Source organism: Novosphingobium sp. GV079 (genome assembly GCF_003058045.1).
Classification (GTDB): domain Bacteria; phylum Pseudomonadota; class Alphaproteobacteria; order Sphingomonadales; family Sphingomonadaceae; genus Novosphingobium; species Novosphingobium capsulatum.
Map to the genome: position 1 here is coordinate 1 of NZ_QBUE01000010.1, position 16776 is coordinate 16776.

The following is a 16776-nucleotide window of genomic DNA, read 5'->3' on the forward strand; positions in this document are numbered from 1 at the left end:
GCCCCGATCGGGGCCCCTGTGCTTTGAATCTGCCGCAACGTCAGTGGCCTACTTTTACTCCGCCACAGTGGCCGGTTTTTGCTCCGCCGTTGACAAGCGCCTGCAGTCGATCATCGATGCCTTCATGCGGCATCGTTATGGCGCTCGTTCCGAACAGCTCGATCCCGACCAATTGCAACTGGGCCTCGAAGATGTCGAGACAGCGCTCGGCCAGGCCCGTGCCGCGCGCGAGGCCGCGGCAGGACATGCCGGGTCCGACCGGCCGCGCAAGACCAACCGGGGTTCGCTGCCCGCGCATCTCGAACGGATCGAGCAGATCGTGGATGTCGAGAGCGTCGATGGCATCCGGCCATGCCCATGCTGCGGCGGCACACTCCACCAGATCGGCGAGGACGTGTCCGAACGCCTGGACGTCGTGCCGACCACGTTCCGCGTGCTGGTTACGCGCCGGCCGCGTTATGGTTGCCGCTCATGCGAGGGCGCGGTCGTGCAGGCTCTGGCGCCGGCCCGGATCGTCGAAGGCGGTATCCCCACCGAAGCCCTGATCGCGCAAGTGCTGGTCGCCAAGTACGCCGATCACCTGCCATTGTACCGCCAGGCGCAGATCTACGCCCGGCAGGGCATAGATCTCGATCGCTCGACCCTGGCCGACTGGGTCGGGAGGGCCGCCTGGTATCTGCGACCTTTACGCGATCATACCCTCGAACGACTGCGACGATCCGAGCGGCTGTTTGCCGACGAAACGACGGCACCGGTGCTCGATCCCGGGCGCGGTCGGACCAAGACCGGCCAGCTATGGACCTATGCCCGCGACGATCGGCCATGGGGCGGCGGCGATCCGCCAATGGTCGCCTATGTCTATGCCGCCGACCGCAAAAGCGAGCGAGCCGAAGCCCATCTTGGCGACTTCGCCGGCATCCTGCAGGTCGATGGCTATGGCGGTTATGCCGCACTCGCCAAGCGTCGCCAACAGGTGAGCCTGGCGTTCTGCTGGGCACACGTGAGACGCAAATTCTTCGAACTGGCCGACACGTCCCCGGTCGCGACCGAAGTGCTGCGCCGCATTACCCTGCTCTATCTCGTTGAGAAGGAAGTGCGCGGCCAATCGGCCCACCAGCGCCGAGACGTTCGCAACGAGCGCAGTCGCGTCATCATCGACGATCTACACCGACACCTCGAGGCCCGCGCCTGCCAGGTCAGCGCTAAGGCCAAGCTCGGCGAGGCAATCCGCTATGCGCTCACCCGTTGGGAGGGCTTGTCCCGCTTTCTCGACGACGGCCGTATCGACCTCGACAGCAACTCTGTGGAACGCAGCATCAGGCCCCTGGCCCTCAATCGCAAGAGCGCCCTGTTCGCCGGCTCCGATGAGGGCGGCGACAATTGGGCCGTCATCGCCACGCTCATCGAGAACTGCAAGCTCTCCGGCATAAATCCTCACACCTGGCTGACCAAAACCCTCACCAAGCTGGCCAACGGCCATCCCGCAAACAGCGTCGGCCAACTCATGCCATGGACCGACGTGGGCTGAGAACACCGCTTACGATCGGCCATCAGTCGCTCGACCGTGCAACGTGCGACCTTGAAGCCTTCGCGCTGCATTTGCCGCCATACCTTGCGTGCGCCGTAGACGTTGAAGTTCTCGGCAAAGATACGCAGGATATCTGGCTTGAGTGCATCATCCTTGCGCGCTCGCACCGAACGGCGTGCCGGATTGCGGCGCTGCGCCACGCGTTCATGATAGCCAGATGGGGCGACCTGCAGGGTCCGGCAGATCGGCTCGACCCCATACTCAGCACGATGATCGTCAATAAATGCAGTCACTTGCGGAACGGGCGGTCGAGCTCCGCCTGGGCAAAATATGCTGACGCCTTGCGCAAGATCTCGTTGGCTTGCCGCAGTTCACGGTTCTCCCGCTCCAGCGCCTTCAGCTTCGCCGCTATCTCGCTTGGCACGCCCGCACGCTGACCGCTCTCGACCTCCGCTTTCTTGATCCATTCATTGAGGGTGTGGGTCGAGCAGCCAATCTTCTCCGCCACCGACACCATCGCTGCCCAGCGGGAAACATGCTCCTTCTCCCCCTCCAAAACCAAGCGCACAGCACGCTCGCGCACTTCAGGGGCAAATTTGTTCGTCGTCTTGCTCATAGACCTGTCCTCTCAGGAGTTCAGGTCTCCGGCAATCCCGGGGCGCATCAGACCGTATCGGCAAGGGCCATCCGATCAGCCGGATCGATGAGCTGTTGCCTTGGAACTGGCGTCCATATTAATCCTCAGCCTCCAACAGAAACAAACCGATGCGATCATCGTCCATGCTGACGTAAGCCGCTTCGACAGTTGAGGTCGTTATAGGATTCCACTCGTTTCCTACAACATTGGCCAGATTGGTCACCGCCGAGCCTTTGAATAGCGAATAGAAGCCCTCGGAACAGTTCCTAGCCTCGCCGTCAGGTAGCCAATCGATATTGTGACCGACAAGGTCTCTTTTAAGAATATTGGTTAGATAGCCTGCTGGATCAGATCCCTTCTCACCGAGATCGACCCAACCATCGCCAATTGGCGTAAAGCCGAGTTTTTTGACAAATAAGTCCGCTGCTTCACGCGGTGAACCGGGGTATTCGGCTCGCCTTCCTTGGCGAACCGTTACTTCTGCCTCACCACCCAGCAATGCAGTGGCAGCCCGAGCGAACCTATCGAAATCGTCCATAGCGACACATAAGCGCAATTCCGGAATACACACAACGGAACGCTATCGAAACCTGTCGCCCCTCCACGCGCGAGACCGTACGCTTACGCCCCTTCGCATACCCCAGATTTTGAAATTGCATCAAGATATTGAAAACAATAAACATTGTTGTGGGTTGTGGCTCTACCATCGGCGCTTCTTGCCCTCGAAGCCGTCCTTGACGCGATCAATCCATGCGACAATCTCGCGCTCGCTCCAACGGGCCGTGAAGGGCGACAGCTTGTAGGGTGCTGGAAAATCCGCCCGCTTGATCAGCCGGTAGATCATCGTCTTGCCGAGGCCCACGCGGCGCTTCACCTCGTCGATCCGCAGCAGCCGATCGCATCCCTCCGGCGACAGCGTCATTTTGACTTCTCGCGGGCAAGGGCCTCGCGGGCGCGGACGAAGCCGCGATCGCTGTCCAGAAACGCGGACAAGATTGCCGGGATCAGCTCGGCGACGGGTTCCTCGCGGCCATAGGTGTCGGCGTAGATCCGGGCATAATCGGTCAGGGCAAGGTGCAGGTCGGGCATCACCATGACCGTCAGCTTCACCGGTGTGCGATCCGGTATGCGGGCCAGCTTGAGTTCGGGCATCGAAGGCCTCCTATGGCTTCCAGGGTGCCAGGATCAGATCGCGATGGACGACAAGCCACACGGGCGCGCCGGGCCGTATCGTGATCGTGGGTTGGATTTGCAGATTGCGGGATGTGATCTGGTCGCCGGCACGGGACACGTTCTGTTGCGTCGATTCCCGGATCGCCTGGACGAGGTCGCTCTCGCCGGTGAATGTCAGGTTCGACCCTACGCCGAGCATGGTCGAGATTGCCACACCCTTAAGCAGTGCCCAGGTGTGCCGATCGACCTTGTCCGCCAGGCCGGCATAGCCCGACGGATCGGTAGCCGGCACGTTGTCGATCCGGATCGAGCTGCCATCAGGCATGACAATCCGCTGCCAGACGACCAGCGCACGGCTCTGCCCGAAGGCCACCACCGAATCGTAGCTGCCGATCAGCCGCGCGCCTTGCGGAATGAGCAGGATCTGCCCCGTGGCGCTGTCATAGGTGTTTTCGGTGACCTGGGCGGTGACCAGCCCCGGCAGGTCGGAACGCAGCCCCGTAATCAGGCTTGCCGCAATCACGCTGCCCGCCGACAGGGTATATGGTGATGGTGGTGGCGTCAGGACATGAGGATTGACTTCGCCGCGTGGATCGAGGTTGCCGACGAATGCCTCTTTGCGCGCCTGCGCATTGGGATCGGTTGCAGGATCGAGCGTCAATTGGAGTGGACTGGGCTGGGCGCTCTCTGCGGCCGATACGCTCACCGCCGGTGTCTCGGCGGAAGCCGCTGCCTGCCGGTTCTGCACCAGCAGACCGGACTCGCGCGCTGCCTTCACCTCGGCGAGCTGGCGTTCACGCTCAGCCGCTTCGGCCTGCTGGCGCTGCTGGTCGCTCGGGTCGATCGCGGTCGCAAGCTGCTGCTGGCGATCGAGGATCGGCTTGCCAAGATCGCCGGGCAGGGGCGGCCCGAGCCGTGGCACATCGCCGTAGCTTGCCGGCAATCCGTTCAACGTGTCGCTGGCGGGACGCTGATCGGGCTGGGAGAGTTCCTCCTGGCCCGCGGCACCGTGGAACAGGCGCGGCTTCAGCGCCAGCCAGGTCACCGTCACGAGGCCGATCGATCCTACGGCCGCGATAGCGATGATGACGCTGCGCTTGAACCGGATCGCGCGCGGCGGTCGCGCACGCAGCGCCAGGCTCTCGGGGTCAAGCTTGGCAGGCGGTGTCGCGGCTGCTTCGGTCACGACGGCCTCCGCTTGCTGGTCGCTTCACCGGTCCGGCTGATCCGCACCACGTCCTGATGCTTGAGTCCAAGACGCAGCTCCGCCGCATCGAAGAGCCGGTCGACGACGTAGTAGCGCCCCTGCACGCGGTAGTTGACCAGTTCGGCCTTGCCTTTGGCGTCGACCAGGAACAAGGGCGGCGCCTCGCTTTGGGTGAGACTGGCCGGGAACTCGATGAACGTCTGGCGCCCGTCATCGAACGCGCGCAGCGGTCGCCAGGCCGGCGTGTCGCCGGAGATGGCGTAGCCGAAGTGCAACTGGTCGACGGCAAGCCCGGTTGCCACCGGTTGCGCCGCGCGCGCCGCTTCGGCGGCAGCCTTGAGCGCGATCAGCGCGTCCTGCGGATAGGTCCACGATAGTGCCGCCATGGCGGTGTGCGCGGTGCTGCTCAGCGCCAGATGATAGGTCCGCCGATCGGTGGTGATGATGACATTGGTGGCGAGCCCGGCCGTAAATGGCTTGATCAGCACATGGGTACGCTTGGGCTCACCCGAACCGCTGCTATTCCCTCCGGACGTGGTGTCGCCGATCACCCAGCGTACGGTGTCGCCCGCCGCGACCGCTACCAGTCCCTCGCCGGGCTGGAGCGCGACGTCGGTCACTTGCTCGGGCGCGGTCAGCACATGGTAGATCACGCCGTCGCTGTAGGGAAAGACCTGCACGGCATTGAGATAGCTGCCGGTCGCCGGTTCGAGTGTCGCGGCGTGATTGGCGGCCCGGACACGCCGTTCGGCGGGGGAAGGGGAGACAGGACGGCGACGCGGGACCGGCGTGGCAGCCTTTGGTGGCGGAACGACAGGTCCGCTCGGCGGCTTTGCGACAACGGCCGATGGCGCGGCTGCCTTGGCAGGCAGTGACGGAGCGGTCGATGTGGTCTGGGGGGCGGCGGGAGCAGCGACGGCCAGTGCCGTCACCGCGAGAAAAGCGGTTTTCATGGCTGGGGCTCCTGATTGGCGGCGGCACCGAGATTGGGATCGAGCGGCGAGCTGGTGGGGATGCTGGCCGGCGGCGGCAGCGCACCGCGCGTCGGCGTGATAGCCGTTGGTGGTGCTGGGGACGAAGCAACCGGTTCGAGCTCGCGGCTCCAGTCGATGGCATCGACATAGATTTCCAATGGGTTCTTCCGCAGCGTATCGGCGCTGGTCGGCGGGCACCATCAGGATTGTCAGGATCGCGGTCCAATGCGCGGTTCCTGCCTGGGCGCCGCGCTCATAGGCGGTCTCGACCCATTTGAGACGAGAACATGCGCCAACGCCTTTGGCCGCGAACGGCTTGGACATGCGCGTCGGCCACCCGGCCTGGTGATGGCGGATCGATTTCGTCTCGCACGAGGTTCTCACGCCTCGGCGCCATGCAACCATGGCGCACGCACAGCTTACCGCTCGCTCGCGCCGACGCAAGCCCCTGAAAAAGCGCTCATGTTCAAAATCATAGGCGGTTTTTGCGCAATGCCCGGCGAGATCGTGCTTGATGAGAATTCCGGTGCAGTCGCGATAGTTCGCGGTAGGAAGGTAAGGGCTGAGTGGTTCATTTTACCAGCCGCAGCATGGGCCGGACTGGCGTTGATGGTGGGGCCGATCGTTTGAACGGGCTGAGTTTGCTGGGAAGCGGGAGCAGGGCGTCTGGCTCGATCAGCCCCCGCGTAACCAGTCCTGCCCAGATGGTCGCCAGTTCCCGCCGCCGTTCCATATAGGCCGCTCGGTTGTAAGCGCCCTCAACCTTGTTGGTCGGGACATGCGCCAGCATCAGATCGATGACCTCGCGATCATCGGGGCGCCCATGCGTCTTGGCCCATTCGTTCATGATCGTCGAAAAGGCAGCGCGAAAGCCGTGGGGCACATGGCGGCCATGATACCCCGCCCGATTGAGCAAATACCACAAGGCGTTCTCGCTCATCGGGCGATGGGCCTGGCGATTGCCTGGGAAAACCAGTTCGCCGCGACCGCTCAGCTTCCACGCTGCGCGCAGTACGGCGACGCTCTCGGGGGCGAGGGGCACCAGATGATCGCCCCCGGCCTCGTCTTTGCGGTCCCGGTCTCCCTTCATGCGCGCAGCCGGAATGCGCCAGAGGGGCAGTGGGCCATCGAGATTTTCGAACTCCGGCCACATTGCACCGCGCAGTTCACCCGGGCGCACTGCCGTCAGCGCGATCAGGCGAAGCGCGAGGCGTGTAATGGGCCGCGCGAAGTCATCGTCCACCTTCGCCAGCATCCGGCGCAGTTCGGCAATATCCGTAATCGCGGGTTGGCGCCCTTTCTTGGGCATCGGCTTTAGCGCGGCGCCAACTTTCTCGGAAGGATCGGATTGGGCAATGCCACTGGCGATCGCATAAGCGTAGATCGCAGAAATCCGCTGCCGCACGCGCTTGGCTGTCTCGATGGCAGAGCGCTGTTCGATGGCGCGCAGCACTTCCAATATCTTGGGTGGCGTTATCGCCGTGATCGGCAACGAACCGATGGCCGGGAAGATGTCCCGCTCCAGCGACCGGATGACGTCGGCGGCATGAACCTTGGCCCATTGCGGCGCATTGATCTCGTGCCAGGCCCGCGCGACCTTCTCGAACGTGTTGCGCGAAGCCTCGACATTGGCCTTGATCTTGAGTTTCTTCTCGACCGTGGGGTCCAGGCCTTCGGCGAGCAGCCGACGCGCGTCGTCCCGCTTCTCCCGCGCCGCGATCAAGCTGACGAGGGGGTAGGGCCCCAGGGACAGCGTCTTCTCTTTCCCGTCGAATTTGAACTTCATCCGCCAGAGCTTCGCGCCCTGGGGTGAAACGTAAAGATAAAGCTGGTGCGCATCCGCAAGCTTATAGGCCTTTGGCCCGGGCTTTGCCGCGCGGATTTTGGCGTCGTTCAACATGGCGTTCGGATACCCCATTTCTGAGACCCGATACCCCGTTTTCATACCTCACGACCAGCGGAGGGGCACGAACCGATAGGAACGAGCCGAAGCGGGAAATCCTCGATTTTATAAGGGTTTTGTCAATCCCAGTGGACTTCTGGGGACCCCTGGGAACGGGGGGCTGGCGGAGACGGAGGGATTCGAACCCTCGGTACCGGATTTACCAGTACGACGGTTTAGCAAACCGTTGGTTTCAGCCACTCACCCACGTCTCCGGATCGCAGCGGCGAGGGCGGCCTATAACGGGGGTTGTGGGGCGGGGCAAGCGCTGTCTTGTGATTTTTCCCCAGGCTGGCGCAGAGGGCTGTGGACAGCTTTGTGTGGCAGTGTGGTGCCGCCCTTTCGGCTGGCTGGCGCGGTGCGTGGCCGGTTGGGCGCAATTTCGACTCGGCTCATCGCCCGTTCATTGTGGTGGGGCAAACCTGTGGCGGATGGAAACAATCGGATTGCCGTGGCGCCACCTTGGCGCCATGTCGAACCACCATTGAGCCGGGTCACTGCCGCAATCGGCGCTCGCAGTTAGGGGACGGGAAACAAGATGAAGCGTGCCATCCAATATCGCCTGGCCCTGGGGCTGGCGGGTCTTTCCCTGCTTGCCGCCCCGCTGGCCCAGGCGCAGGTCCAGACGATCGATCCCAATTCGGCGATCGACAGCGATCTGGCGCCACAGCCCGGCACCACGCCGGCCGCACCGCGCGCCACGCCGGTGCAACCCAACCCGGCCCCAGCCCCCGCCACGCCAGCGCCCTACACCCCGCCGCCAGCGACACCGCCGGCAAGTGGCGCGCCCTATGCCAGCCCCGCGCCGATGGGCGCCGCCCCGCCGCCGGCCGGCACTGCCGGTGCGCAACCGGGCGCGGCCGGGCAATCTTGGCATGAAGACGATCTGATCGGCGCGGCCGAGGGCGTGTTCGGCAAGGGCGCCAAGGGCCTGGCCATGATGATCCGCGACATCCTGAAAAAGCAGGGTGAGCCGGTGGGCTATATCACCGGGCGCGAAGCCGGCGGCGCCCTGGTGGTCGGGCTGCGTTATGGCTCGGGCACGCTGCACCACAAGGTGGAGGGCGACATGCCGGTCTATTGGACCGGGCCTTCGGTGGGATTCGATGCCGGGGCCAATGCCGGCAATACCTTTGTGCTGGTCTATAATCTTTATGACACGGCCGACATGTACCATCGCTTTGGCGCGGGCGAGGGGCAGGCCTATCTGATCGGCGGCTTCAATGTCAGCTATCTCCGCCGCGGTGATGTGGTGCTGATCCCGGTGCGCATGGGCGCGGGCCTGCGCCTGGGCATCAACGCGGGCTATATGAAGTTCAGCCGCAAGCAGACGTGGATGCCGTTCTAAGGGGGATGCCATTCTAAGCGCGTTGCCGTTCTGATTGCCTGGCGCCTTGGCGCAGCGGGGTGCAAACCCTCTTGCGCCGGGGCGCCGGCGGCGGCATGGGGGCGGCGTTCCTTTCAGACAGCCGTGAAAGAAAATCCCCATGCTCGAAAACCTGGCTCCGCAACCGGCCGATGCCTTGCTGGCGCTAATCAAGCTGCACAATGCCGATCCGCGCGATACCAAGATCGACCTTGGCGTGGGCGTCTATCGCACCGCCGATGGCGCAACCCCGGTGTTCAAGGCGATCAAGGCCGCCGAAGCCAAGCTGCTCAACGAGCAGGACTCCAAGGCCTATCTTGGCCCTGAAGGCGACATGGGCTTTGTCAACGCGCTGGTCCCCTATGTGTTTGGCGCCGATTTCGATGCCGCCAAGGTAGATGGCATGCAGGCGCCGGGCGGCACCGGCGCGGTGCGGCTGGCGATCGAAGTGGCCAAGCGCGCGGGCGTGAAGCGCGTGTGGATGGGCACCCCTTCGTGGCCCAACCACGCCCAGATCGTGGCGGCCGCCGGGCTCGAACTCAAGACCTTCAAGCACACCGCCGCCGATGGCACGGCCGATCTCGCCGCGCTCAAGGCCGCGCTGGAAGAGGCCGAGGCGAGCGACCTGGTGCTGCTGCACGGCTGCTGCCACAACCCCACCGGCGTGGATTACACCCCGGCGCAGTGGGACGAAATCGCTCCGCTGCTGGCGGCCAAGGGCGTGCTGCCGCTGATCGACCTGGCCTATCAGGGCCTGGGCGAGGGCATGGAAGCCGATGCCTATGGCCTGCGCAAGGTGCTTGCCGCCGTGCCCGAGGCGCTGGTCGCCTATTCGTGCGACAAGAACTTTGGCCTCTATCGCGATCGCGTTGGCGCCTTCTATGCCGTGACGGCAGACAAGGACGCCCTTGCCAAGGCCATGTCGAACGGTGCCACCATTGCCCGCGCTTCGTGGTCGATGCCGCCCGATCATGGTGCGGCTGCCGTGCGCCTGGTCCTGTCGGATGCCGAACTGACCAAGCTGTGGCTGGCAGAGCTGGACGAAATGCGCGACCGCATGCGCTGGGTGCGTGACCAGCTGGCCGCCGCCGGCCAGGTTGGCCCCATCGCCATGAACGTGCTGGGCACGCAGAACGGCCTGTTCTCGATGCTGCCGCTGTCGCCCGAGCAGATCTTGACGATCCGCGAGCGCCATGGTGTCTATATGGCCGGCACTGGCCGTATCAACATCGCCGGCCTTACGACGGGCAACATCGCCCAGTTCATCGAAGCCCTGCGCGACGTCGCCACGGCCTGATGCAACCGATGGCGGGCCGGGATGCTGCAACACACCTGTGGCAGCGTCTCGGCCTGCGCATTCCCCTGATCCAGGCACCGATGGCGGGTGTATCCACGCCGGCCCTGGCGGCGGCGGTGTCAGATGCCGGCGGCCTGGGCTCGATCGCGGTGGGCGCCACCGATGCGCCCGGCGCACGCGCCATGATCGCCGCCCTGCGGGCTGCCACTGGCGCTGCATTCAACGTCAATGTTTTCGTCCATGCCACGCCGCGCGTCGACACCGTGCGCGAGGCAGCCTGGTGCGCGGCGCTGGCGCTGCAATTCGCCGCGTTCGGGGCGCGGCCGCCCGAAGAACTGGCCACCATCTATCGCAGCTTTGCCGACGATGCCGCCATGCAGGCGCTGTTGGTGGAACTGGCGCCGCCGATGGTCAGCTTTCATTTCGGGCTGCCTGCCGGCGATGTACTGACGGCCCTGCGTGGTGCAGGGTGCGTGCTGGCGGCCACCGCGACCAACGTGGCCGAGGCCCGCGCGATCGCCGATGCGGGCCTTGACCTGATCATTGCGCAGGGTTGGGAGGCCGGCGGCCATCGCGGCATGTTCGATCCTGCGGCGCCCGATGCCAGGCTGCCGACGCGCGACCTGGTGCGTGCCGTGCGCCGCGAAACTGTGCTGCCGGTTGTGGCCGCCGGTGGTATCATGACCGGGCAGGGCATGCGCGCGCCGATGGCGCGATGGCCGCGCAACTGGGCACGGCCTTTGTCGCCTGCCCGGAAAGCGCGGCACGGCCCGGCTATCGCGCGGCGCTGCTGGCCGCGCGCGACACGGTGATGACCAGCGCCATTTCCGGCCGCCCGGCACGGTGCCTGGCCAACCGCTTCACCGCCTTGGAACACTTGCCACCGGTGCCCGATTATCCCCGTGCCTATGCCGCCGGCAAGGCGCTGGATGCCGCCGCCCAGGCGCACGGTGAAGACGGCTTTGGCGCGCAATGGGCCGGCAGCGGCGTGGCCCAGGCGCGGGCCATGCCCGCCGCAGACCTGGTGGCGCAACTGGTGCGCGAGATGGCTCAGGCCTGACGCGACAGGCTTTGCATGCGCTGCAGATAGCGGGCCAGGACATCGATCTCGAGGTTGACCTGGCGCCCGGGCGCAAACTGGCCCAGCGTGGTGATCTGCGCGGTGTGGGGAATGATGTTGAGTGCGAAATGGCAGGTGCCGTCGCTCTGGTCGGCCACCTCGTTCACCGTCAGGGACACACCATCGACGGTGATCGAGCCCTTGGGCGCGATATAGGGTGCAAGGGCTGGCGGGGCGGCAATGATCACGCGCAGGCTACCGCCTTCGGGGGTGATGCTGGCGATCTCGCCCAGCGCATCGACATGGCCGGTCACGATGTGCCCGCCCAGTTCATCACCCAGGCGCAGCGCCGGCTCTAGATTGGTCGGCGCGCCGGCCTGCCATTGTACCGGGGCAGTGCGGCTGATGGTTTCGCCCGAAACGTCGACGGCAAACCAGGCCTCGCCGGCAACGCCGCCCTTTTCCACCACGGTGAGGCACACGCCCGAGCAGGCGATCGAGGCGCCGATGGCGATGCGCGCCGGGTCCATCGCACAGGAGATCGTCACGCGCTTGTCGCCCTTGTCGGCAATGGCAATCACGTTGCCCACTTCGGTGACGATCCCGGTAAACATGGCGCTTGGCTTTCCTTATGCGTTAGCGGCGGCGGTGGTAGACGGTGAGGGTGTCGCTGCCAAGCCGGCATGCGGGGCCCATGTCCCATCGGCCATGGGCATTGCCCAGCGTTTCCAGCCCGAGATCGCCCACGGCGGCAAGGCCGGGGCCGACCAGGATCGGCGCGCGATAGAGCAGCAGGCGATCGACCATATCGGCCTTGAGGAACGTAGCGGCAGCGCCCGCGCCCCCTTCAACGAACAACCACTGCGCATCACCAAAGGCGCCGGGCGCGGTAATATCGGCCACGGCGCGCCAGCCCTGGGGCGCGGAGCCACGGGTCAAGACCCAGCGCTGCGGGCTGCGGGCTTCCAGCCCGGGCAGCCGCACATCGAGCCGGGGAACATCGGCGCGCAGCGTGCCACCGCCCACCAGGATGGCGTCGGCCCGCGCGCGCTCGGCATGGCAATGGGCACGCGCCTCTGGCCCGGTGATCCACTGGCTTTGCCCGTTGGCAAGCGCGATCGCGCCATCGAGTGTCAGTGCGAGCTTGAGGGTAACGTGCGGGCGGCCCGCCGTGGTGCGCAGCAGGAAGCCGGCCAGCGCCGTCGCACAGGGCGCGGATGGCACGAGATCTGTGGCAATGCCTGCTGCGCGCAGCCGCGCGATGCCGGCGCCAGCGGTGCGCGGATCGGGATCGGTTTGCCCCACCACCACCCGCGCCGGGCGGGCGGCCACCAGCAGATCGGCGCAGGCCGGTCCGCGGGCAGAAGTGTGGGCGCAGGGTTCAAGGCTGACATAGACGGTGGCGCCCCGTGCATCGCCACCGAGCGAGGCCAGCGCTATCGCTTCGGCATGGGGGCGGCCGCCGGTCTGGGTCCAACCACGCGCGATCACGCGGCCGGCGCGCACGATGATGCAGCCCACGGCGGGGTTGGGCGCGCTCAGCGGGCGGCCACGGGCAGAGAGCGCGGCGGCCGTTGCCAGCCAGCACGCATCGTCTTCAGGGCTTGGTGGCATCAGGCGCGGGCGTGGGTACGGTCGGCACCGGCTTGCCGGTGATCTGGCGATAGAGCGCGGCGTTCTTTTCGGCCTCGGCCTTCTTTTCGGCGGCACGTTCCTTGGTGCCGTCGTCATACATCTTTTGCGTATCGATGCCGGTCGCGGCGCCGACGGCCTTGTACATCTTGCGGATGTCTTCCTGACGCTGCTCTTCGGCGGCTTCCTCGGCGTCAGCCTTTTTCTGCGCGGCGATGTTGCCCTTGATGATATCGGCATCGCTGCGATCGGCGCGCCAGGATTCGAAATAGATGATCGTCGGTGGGCGCGGCAGGCCACGGCCTTCCTGCTGGGTCATCAGGTAGAAGATGCCCCCTGTCACCAGCCCGGCCATAATCAGCGCGCGCGTGCGGTATTCGCTGGGCGCGCCAAGCACTTGCCAGAAATCCCGCACTGCGCGCAGCGGGGAGACATTGCGGAAAAAGCCTTTCATTGCGCCTCAGATAGGGATCGGAACGACGGATGGCAAATGAGTCGCCGGTTTTGCCGGTTCGCCCTAGCCAAACAGGCGATAAAGCCCGCGCCCTTCGGCCTTGAGCCAGCGATTGGCGGCCGTGACGCTGCCTTCGAACAGCTGCGCGAGCAGGGCATGGAATGCCGGGCTGTGGTCGAAATGGACAAGGTGGGCCACCTCGTGCGCCACGACCGAGCGGCGCACGGCATCAGGCGCCATGATCAGGCGCCAGTTGATGCGGATCGTGCCATCGGACGCGCAGCTGCCCCAGCGCCGCTTGGCACTCGACAGCCCCAGCGGCGGCACGGCCACCCCGGCGCGCGCGCAATAGTGCGCCAGGTCTGCGGTGCACAGCCGCAGCGCTTCTGCCGCCAGCCAGCGCTGCACGCGTGCGGGCAACTGTTCGGCCGGGCCACCGACCAGCAAGGCGCCGTCGTCCACCACCGGGCGGCGCGGGTTGCGGGTATCCCACGACACCGTGAGCACGTCGCCGCGAAAGGGCAGGGCGCAACCCGGCGCTAGGTCCAGCGGCGGCGGCAGGCGATCGAGCTGGGCGGCCAGCCAGTCGGCCCGCTCGCGCACAAAGGCCAGGGCATCGGCCGTGCGCGCCCAAGTTGGCATCGAGACGCGCGCGGCGCTGCCATCGGGCGCCAGCCGCAAGGTCATCCGCCGGGCCTGGCGCAGGCGGCGCACTTCCACGGCCAGGGCGCGGCCGGCCACGTTGACCACCGGCGCAGGTGCCTGGGCCGCTTCCGGTTCGGCAGCGCGGCGCAGCCAGTCGATCACGGCAGGCGAAAGCCGATCGGCGCACGCGGGCTGCCAGGCGCGTCGCCATCCCATTCCACATCGCTGACGATGTGGTTTTCCAGCGGGCCGGCCACCACTTCGCTGATCGCCTTGCCCACCACCGAAACCCCGGCGCGGTGCACGGCCTGGCGATCGCCGCTTTCCAGGTAGTGCCAGGCGGGCAGCGGCTCGCCGGCGGCGCGCAGGCGATAGGCGCAGGTCGCCGGCAGCCAGGCCACTTGCGTCACCAGGCGCGGGGTCAGCCGCAGGCAATCGGGCACCATCGCGCGGCGGTGGCGATAGTCGCTGCAGCGCGCGGTCTTGGTGTCGAGCAGCCGGCACGCCACGTTGGTGTGATAGACCTCGCCGGTGTCTTCATCTTCCAGCTTGTGCAGGCAGCACTTGCCGCAGCCATCGCACAGCGCTTCCCATTCATCGCGCGACAGCGTTTCGATCGGGCGGTCCCAGAAGCGATCCTGCGGCGCGCCGGCATTGGGGGGCATGGCCATGGCCTCAGCGCACCCAGCGCGTCAGTTCGGCGGCCACGGCCTCGCCGTTCTGTTCCACCGGCAGCAGGGCAATCGGCTTGCCATCGGGCCCCATCAGATAGGCCGCGCGGCTATGGTCCATCAGATAGGCCTGTGGCGCGGCGCCCTTGGGTGCGGCGCGCTTCTGGTAATAGACGGCAAATTCCTTGGCCACGGTGGCGATCTGGTCGGGGCTGCCGGTAAGCCCGACCAGTTCCTTGCCGAAATTGCCGGTGAACTGCGCCAACACTTGCGGCGTATCGCGGGCCGGATCGATCGAGACGAAGATCGGCACCAGGCGGGCGGCCTTGTCCGGGTGCGCCTTGGCAAAGGCGTGATAGCCCTGCATCAGGTTGGCGGTGTCGAGCGGGCAGACATCGGGGCAATAGGTATAGCCGAAATAGAACACGGTATATTTGCCGGCGAAATCGGCGGCATGCACGGTCTTGCCGGCCTCGTTCACCAAAGTGAAATCGCCCCCCAGCTGTGCGCCGGCCAGCGGCGCATCCGATGCCGGCGCGGCATTGTTGCAGGCCGCTAGCGGCAGGGTGAGGGCGGTGGCCAGCGCCAGTGCCGACAGGCACTTGCGGGCAATAATCGGCAAGAACGAGGGGTGATCCATGGCGTGGCGGTTCATGCTCTGCTAACAGCGCGCTTGCAAGGGCCACGTGCACCGTGGCCACGCCAGAGGAGGAATGCAGCCGTGTCGATCAAGAGGGCCAATTCGCGCCGCATCGCTCTTGCCCTGTGCGCCCTGGCGCCTGCTGCGGTGCTGCTGCCGGCCGGCCCGGCACTGGCCCAGTTCTCCGAAAGCTACAAGTTCCTCGATGCCGTGCGCAAGAAGGACGGCGACAAGGTGAACGAGGCGCTGCAAAATCCTGCCAGCCAGATCGTCAACACCAAGGACGTATCGACCGGCGAAACCGCGCTGCATATCGTGACGCAGCGGCGCGACCTCTTGTGGATGCAGTTCCTGGTGGGCAAGGGTGCCAACGTCAACGCGCGCGACAACAAGGGCGTCACGCCGCTGGTGGTGGCTGCCAACCTCAATTTCCTGGAAGGCGTGGACTTCCTCATTTCGGTGGGCGCGCGGGTGGATGATCCCAACAACACCGGCGAAACGCCGCTGATCACGGCGGTTCACGGCCACAACCTCGCCATGGTGCGCGCGCTGCTCAAGGCCGGCGCCAACCCCGATCGGCCCGACAATTCCGGCCGTTCGGCCCGCGACTATGCCACGCTCGACCATGCGGAGGCGATTTCCGACGAGCTTGAGGCCGCCGCCAAGAAGCGCCAGACCGGCAAGGCGGCGCAAACCTATGGTCCCACGTTCTAAATCTTAGACTGCGCTGATATTCCAACCCGGAGACTTGCCATGATCGCCATGCCCGACGCGGCCACGCTGGAAACGCTCGATCTCGATCAGCTGCGCATCGAACTCGCGCCGCTGGTGGCCGAAGCGGCCATGTTCGACGGGTGGACCGGCGCGGCGGTCGATAGTGCTGCGCTCGCCGTCGGGCTCGATCCCGCGGTGGCGCGCCTGGCCTATGGCGTGGGCGAAAGCGGCGCGGCGATGACGATGATCGCCGCGTGGATCGCGCGGATCGATGCCGACATGGCGCGTGCCCTGCCGGCCAGCGAACTGGCCACACTCAAGATTCGCGAGCGTATCCGCCGCCTGGTGCAGTTCCGCCTCGATGCCCTGTCGGGCATGGAAGAGGCGCTGCGCCGCGCCCTGATCGAGATGGCCCGCCCGCGCAACAGCGCGCAGACGCTCAAGCTGGGCTGGCACAGCGCGGACGCCATGTGGTGCCTGGCGGGCGATACCGCCACCGATCTCAACCATTACAGCAAGCGCGCGACGCTGGCCGCGCTCTATGCCGCCACGCTGGCCGTCTTTGCCGAGGATCGCAGCGAGGACCATGCCGACACGCGCGCGTTCCTCGATCGCCGGATCGAGGGCGTGATGCGCTTTGAAAAGCTGAAAGCCGGCCTGTTCAAGCGTGAGGGCGAGCGGTTCAGCCCGGTGCGCCTGCTTGGCCGGCTGCGTTATCCCGCCCGCTGACCCGATCGCTCACCCGTTCGCGCGTGCCGCCAGGCCGTTTGATGAATTGATCGCGATCAATCTTCTTGCGAACGACTTGCATAAGCGGCTGGGCTATGGCAGCGGGG

General features: G+C 65.9%; 17 protein-coding genes, 1 tRNA gene, 3 pseudogenes and 1 other annotated feature. Of the genes and pseudogenes, 6 read left to right on the forward strand and 15 right to left on the reverse strand.

Annotated features, from left to right (window positions below; genetic code table 11):
• Nucleotides 1–94: 94 nt before the first annotated feature.
• Nucleotides 95–1528, forward strand: a pseudogene (locus C8K14_RS13505) (IS66 family transposase); the annotation flags it as partial.
• A 20-nt stretch (nt 1529–1548) separates the two neighbouring features.
• On the opposite strand, the pseudogene C8K14_RS23040 reads toward C8K14_RS13505, so the two are convergent.
• From C8K14_RS23040 to C8K14_RS13550, 9 genes and pseudogenes are all read right to left on the reverse strand, one after another.
• Nucleotides 1549–2144 (reverse strand): annotated as a pseudogene (locus C8K14_RS23040) (IS3 family transposase); the annotation flags it as partial.
• Nucleotides 1747–1863, reverse strand: a sequence feature (AL1L pseudoknot). Its footprint overlaps the pseudogene before it by 117 nt.
• Nucleotides 2145–2262: 118 nt before the next feature.
• Nucleotides 2263–2703: a hypothetical protein gene (locus C8K14_RS22400; RefSeq protein WP_133726816.1), complete on the reverse strand. Its 441-nt coding sequence runs from the start codon at nt 2701–2703 to the stop codon at nt 2263–2265.
• A gap of 162 nt (nt 2704–2865) precedes the next feature.
• Nucleotides 2866–3087 carry an AlpA family transcriptional regulator gene (locus tag C8K14_RS13520; protein ID WP_233251082.1) on the reverse strand — a complete coding sequence of 74 codons (222 nt, stop codon included), beginning with the start codon at nt 3085–3087 and terminating at the stop codon, nt 2866–2868.
• The gene (locus tag C8K14_RS13525; protein ID WP_107717042.1) at nt 3084–3317 is read right to left on the reverse strand and encodes a DUF2274 domain-containing protein; all 234 of its coding nucleotides are present in this window, start codon (nt 3315–3317) and stop codon (nt 3084–3086) included. The genes C8K14_RS13520 and C8K14_RS13525 overlap by 4 nt, the downstream gene beginning before the upstream one ends.
• Nucleotides 3318–3327: 10 nt before the next feature.
• Entirely contained in the window at nt 3328–4524 is a 1197-nt protein-coding gene (locus C8K14_RS13530; protein WP_107717043.1) for a TrbI/VirB10 family protein, read from the reverse strand.
• Entirely contained in the window at nt 4521–5498 is a 978-nt protein-coding gene (gene trbG, locus C8K14_RS13535) for a P-type conjugative transfer protein TrbG (RefSeq protein ID WP_107717044.1), read from the reverse strand. The genes C8K14_RS13530 and trbG overlap by 4 nt, the downstream gene beginning before the upstream one ends.
• Nucleotides 5495–5677 (reverse strand): hypothetical protein, encoded by a 183-nt coding sequence (locus C8K14_RS13540; protein WP_107717045.1) that lies wholly within the window; start codon nt 5675–5677, stop codon nt 5495–5497. The genes trbG and C8K14_RS13540 overlap by 4 nt, the downstream gene beginning before the upstream one ends.
• A gap of 413 nt (nt 5678–6090) precedes the next feature.
• Nucleotides 6091–7419, reverse strand: a complete 1329-nt coding sequence (locus C8K14_RS13545; RefSeq protein ID WP_107717155.1) for an integrase arm-type DNA-binding domain-containing protein — start codon at nt 7417–7419, stop codon at nt 6091–6093.
• A 164-nt stretch (nt 7420–7583) separates the two neighbouring features.
• Nucleotides 7584–7676 (reverse strand) — tRNA-Ser (locus tag C8K14_RS13550).
• A 323-nt stretch (nt 7677–7999) separates the two neighbouring features.
• Here C8K14_RS13550 and C8K14_RS13555 point away from each other — a divergent pair.
• From C8K14_RS13555 to C8K14_RS13565, 3 genes and pseudogenes are all read left to right on the forward strand, one after another.
• Nucleotides 8000–8809, forward strand: a complete 810-nt coding sequence (locus C8K14_RS13555; protein WP_107717046.1) for a DUF1134 domain-containing protein — start codon at nt 8000–8002, stop codon at nt 8807–8809.
• Nucleotides 8810–8948: 139 nt separating this feature from the next.
• Complete coding sequence (locus tag C8K14_RS13560; protein WP_107717047.1) at nt 8949–10124, forward strand: amino acid aminotransferase; 1176 nt, start codon at nt 8949–8951, stop codon at nt 10122–10124.
• Nucleotides 10125–10132: 8 nt separating this feature from the next.
• A pseudogene (locus tag C8K14_RS13565) lies at nt 10133–11184 on the forward strand (NAD(P)H-dependent flavin oxidoreductase).
• Here C8K14_RS13565 and C8K14_RS13570 read toward each other — a convergent pair.
• The 6 genes from C8K14_RS13570 to C8K14_RS13595 form a co-directional block, all read right to left on the reverse strand.
• Nucleotides 11175–11798: a riboflavin synthase gene (locus C8K14_RS13570; RefSeq protein ID WP_107717048.1), complete on the reverse strand. Its 624-nt coding sequence runs from the start codon at nt 11796–11798 to the stop codon at nt 11175–11177. The pseudogene C8K14_RS13565 and the gene C8K14_RS13570 sit on opposite strands and share 10 nt — an antisense overlap.
• A gap of 22 nt (nt 11799–11820) precedes the next feature.
• Entirely contained in the window at nt 11821–12798 is a 978-nt protein-coding gene (gene ribD, locus C8K14_RS13575; protein WP_107717049.1) for a bifunctional diaminohydroxyphosphoribosylaminopyrimidine deaminase/5-amino-6-(5-phosphoribosylamino)uracil reductase RibD, read from the reverse strand.
• The gene (locus C8K14_RS13580) at nt 12782–13270 is read right to left on the reverse strand and encodes a hypothetical protein (protein ID WP_183533829.1); all 489 of its coding nucleotides are present in this window, start codon (nt 13268–13270) and stop codon (nt 12782–12784) included. The genes ribD and C8K14_RS13580 overlap by 17 nt, the downstream gene beginning before the upstream one ends.
• Nucleotides 13271–13333: 63 nt before the next feature.
• Nucleotides 13334–14077: a M48 family metallopeptidase gene (locus C8K14_RS13585; RefSeq protein WP_233251083.1), complete on the reverse strand. Its 744-nt coding sequence runs from the start codon at nt 14075–14077 to the stop codon at nt 13334–13336.
• Nucleotides 14074–14586 (reverse strand): YcgN family cysteine cluster protein, encoded by a 513-nt coding sequence (locus C8K14_RS13590; protein WP_233251084.1) that lies wholly within the window; start codon nt 14584–14586, stop codon nt 14074–14076. The genes C8K14_RS13585 and C8K14_RS13590 overlap by 4 nt, the downstream gene beginning before the upstream one ends.
• A 4-nt stretch (nt 14587–14590) precedes the next feature.
• Nucleotides 14591–15241 (reverse strand): SCO family protein, encoded by a 651-nt coding sequence (locus tag C8K14_RS13595; RefSeq protein WP_107717051.1) that lies wholly within the window; start codon nt 15239–15241, stop codon nt 14591–14593.
• Nucleotides 15242–15307: 66 nt separating this feature from the next.
• On the opposite strand from C8K14_RS13595, the gene C8K14_RS13600 reads away from it, so the two are divergent.
• Nucleotides 15308–15940, forward strand: coding sequence for an ankyrin repeat domain-containing protein (locus C8K14_RS13600; RefSeq protein ID WP_022677229.1), 633 nt, complete (start codon nt 15308–15310; stop codon nt 15938–15940).
• A gap of 48 nt (nt 15941–15988) precedes the next feature.
• Complete coding sequence (locus tag C8K14_RS13605; protein WP_107717157.1) at nt 15989–16669, forward strand: COQ9 family protein; 681 nt, start codon at nt 15989–15991, stop codon at nt 16667–16669.
• Nucleotides 16670–16776: the final 107 nt, after the last annotated feature.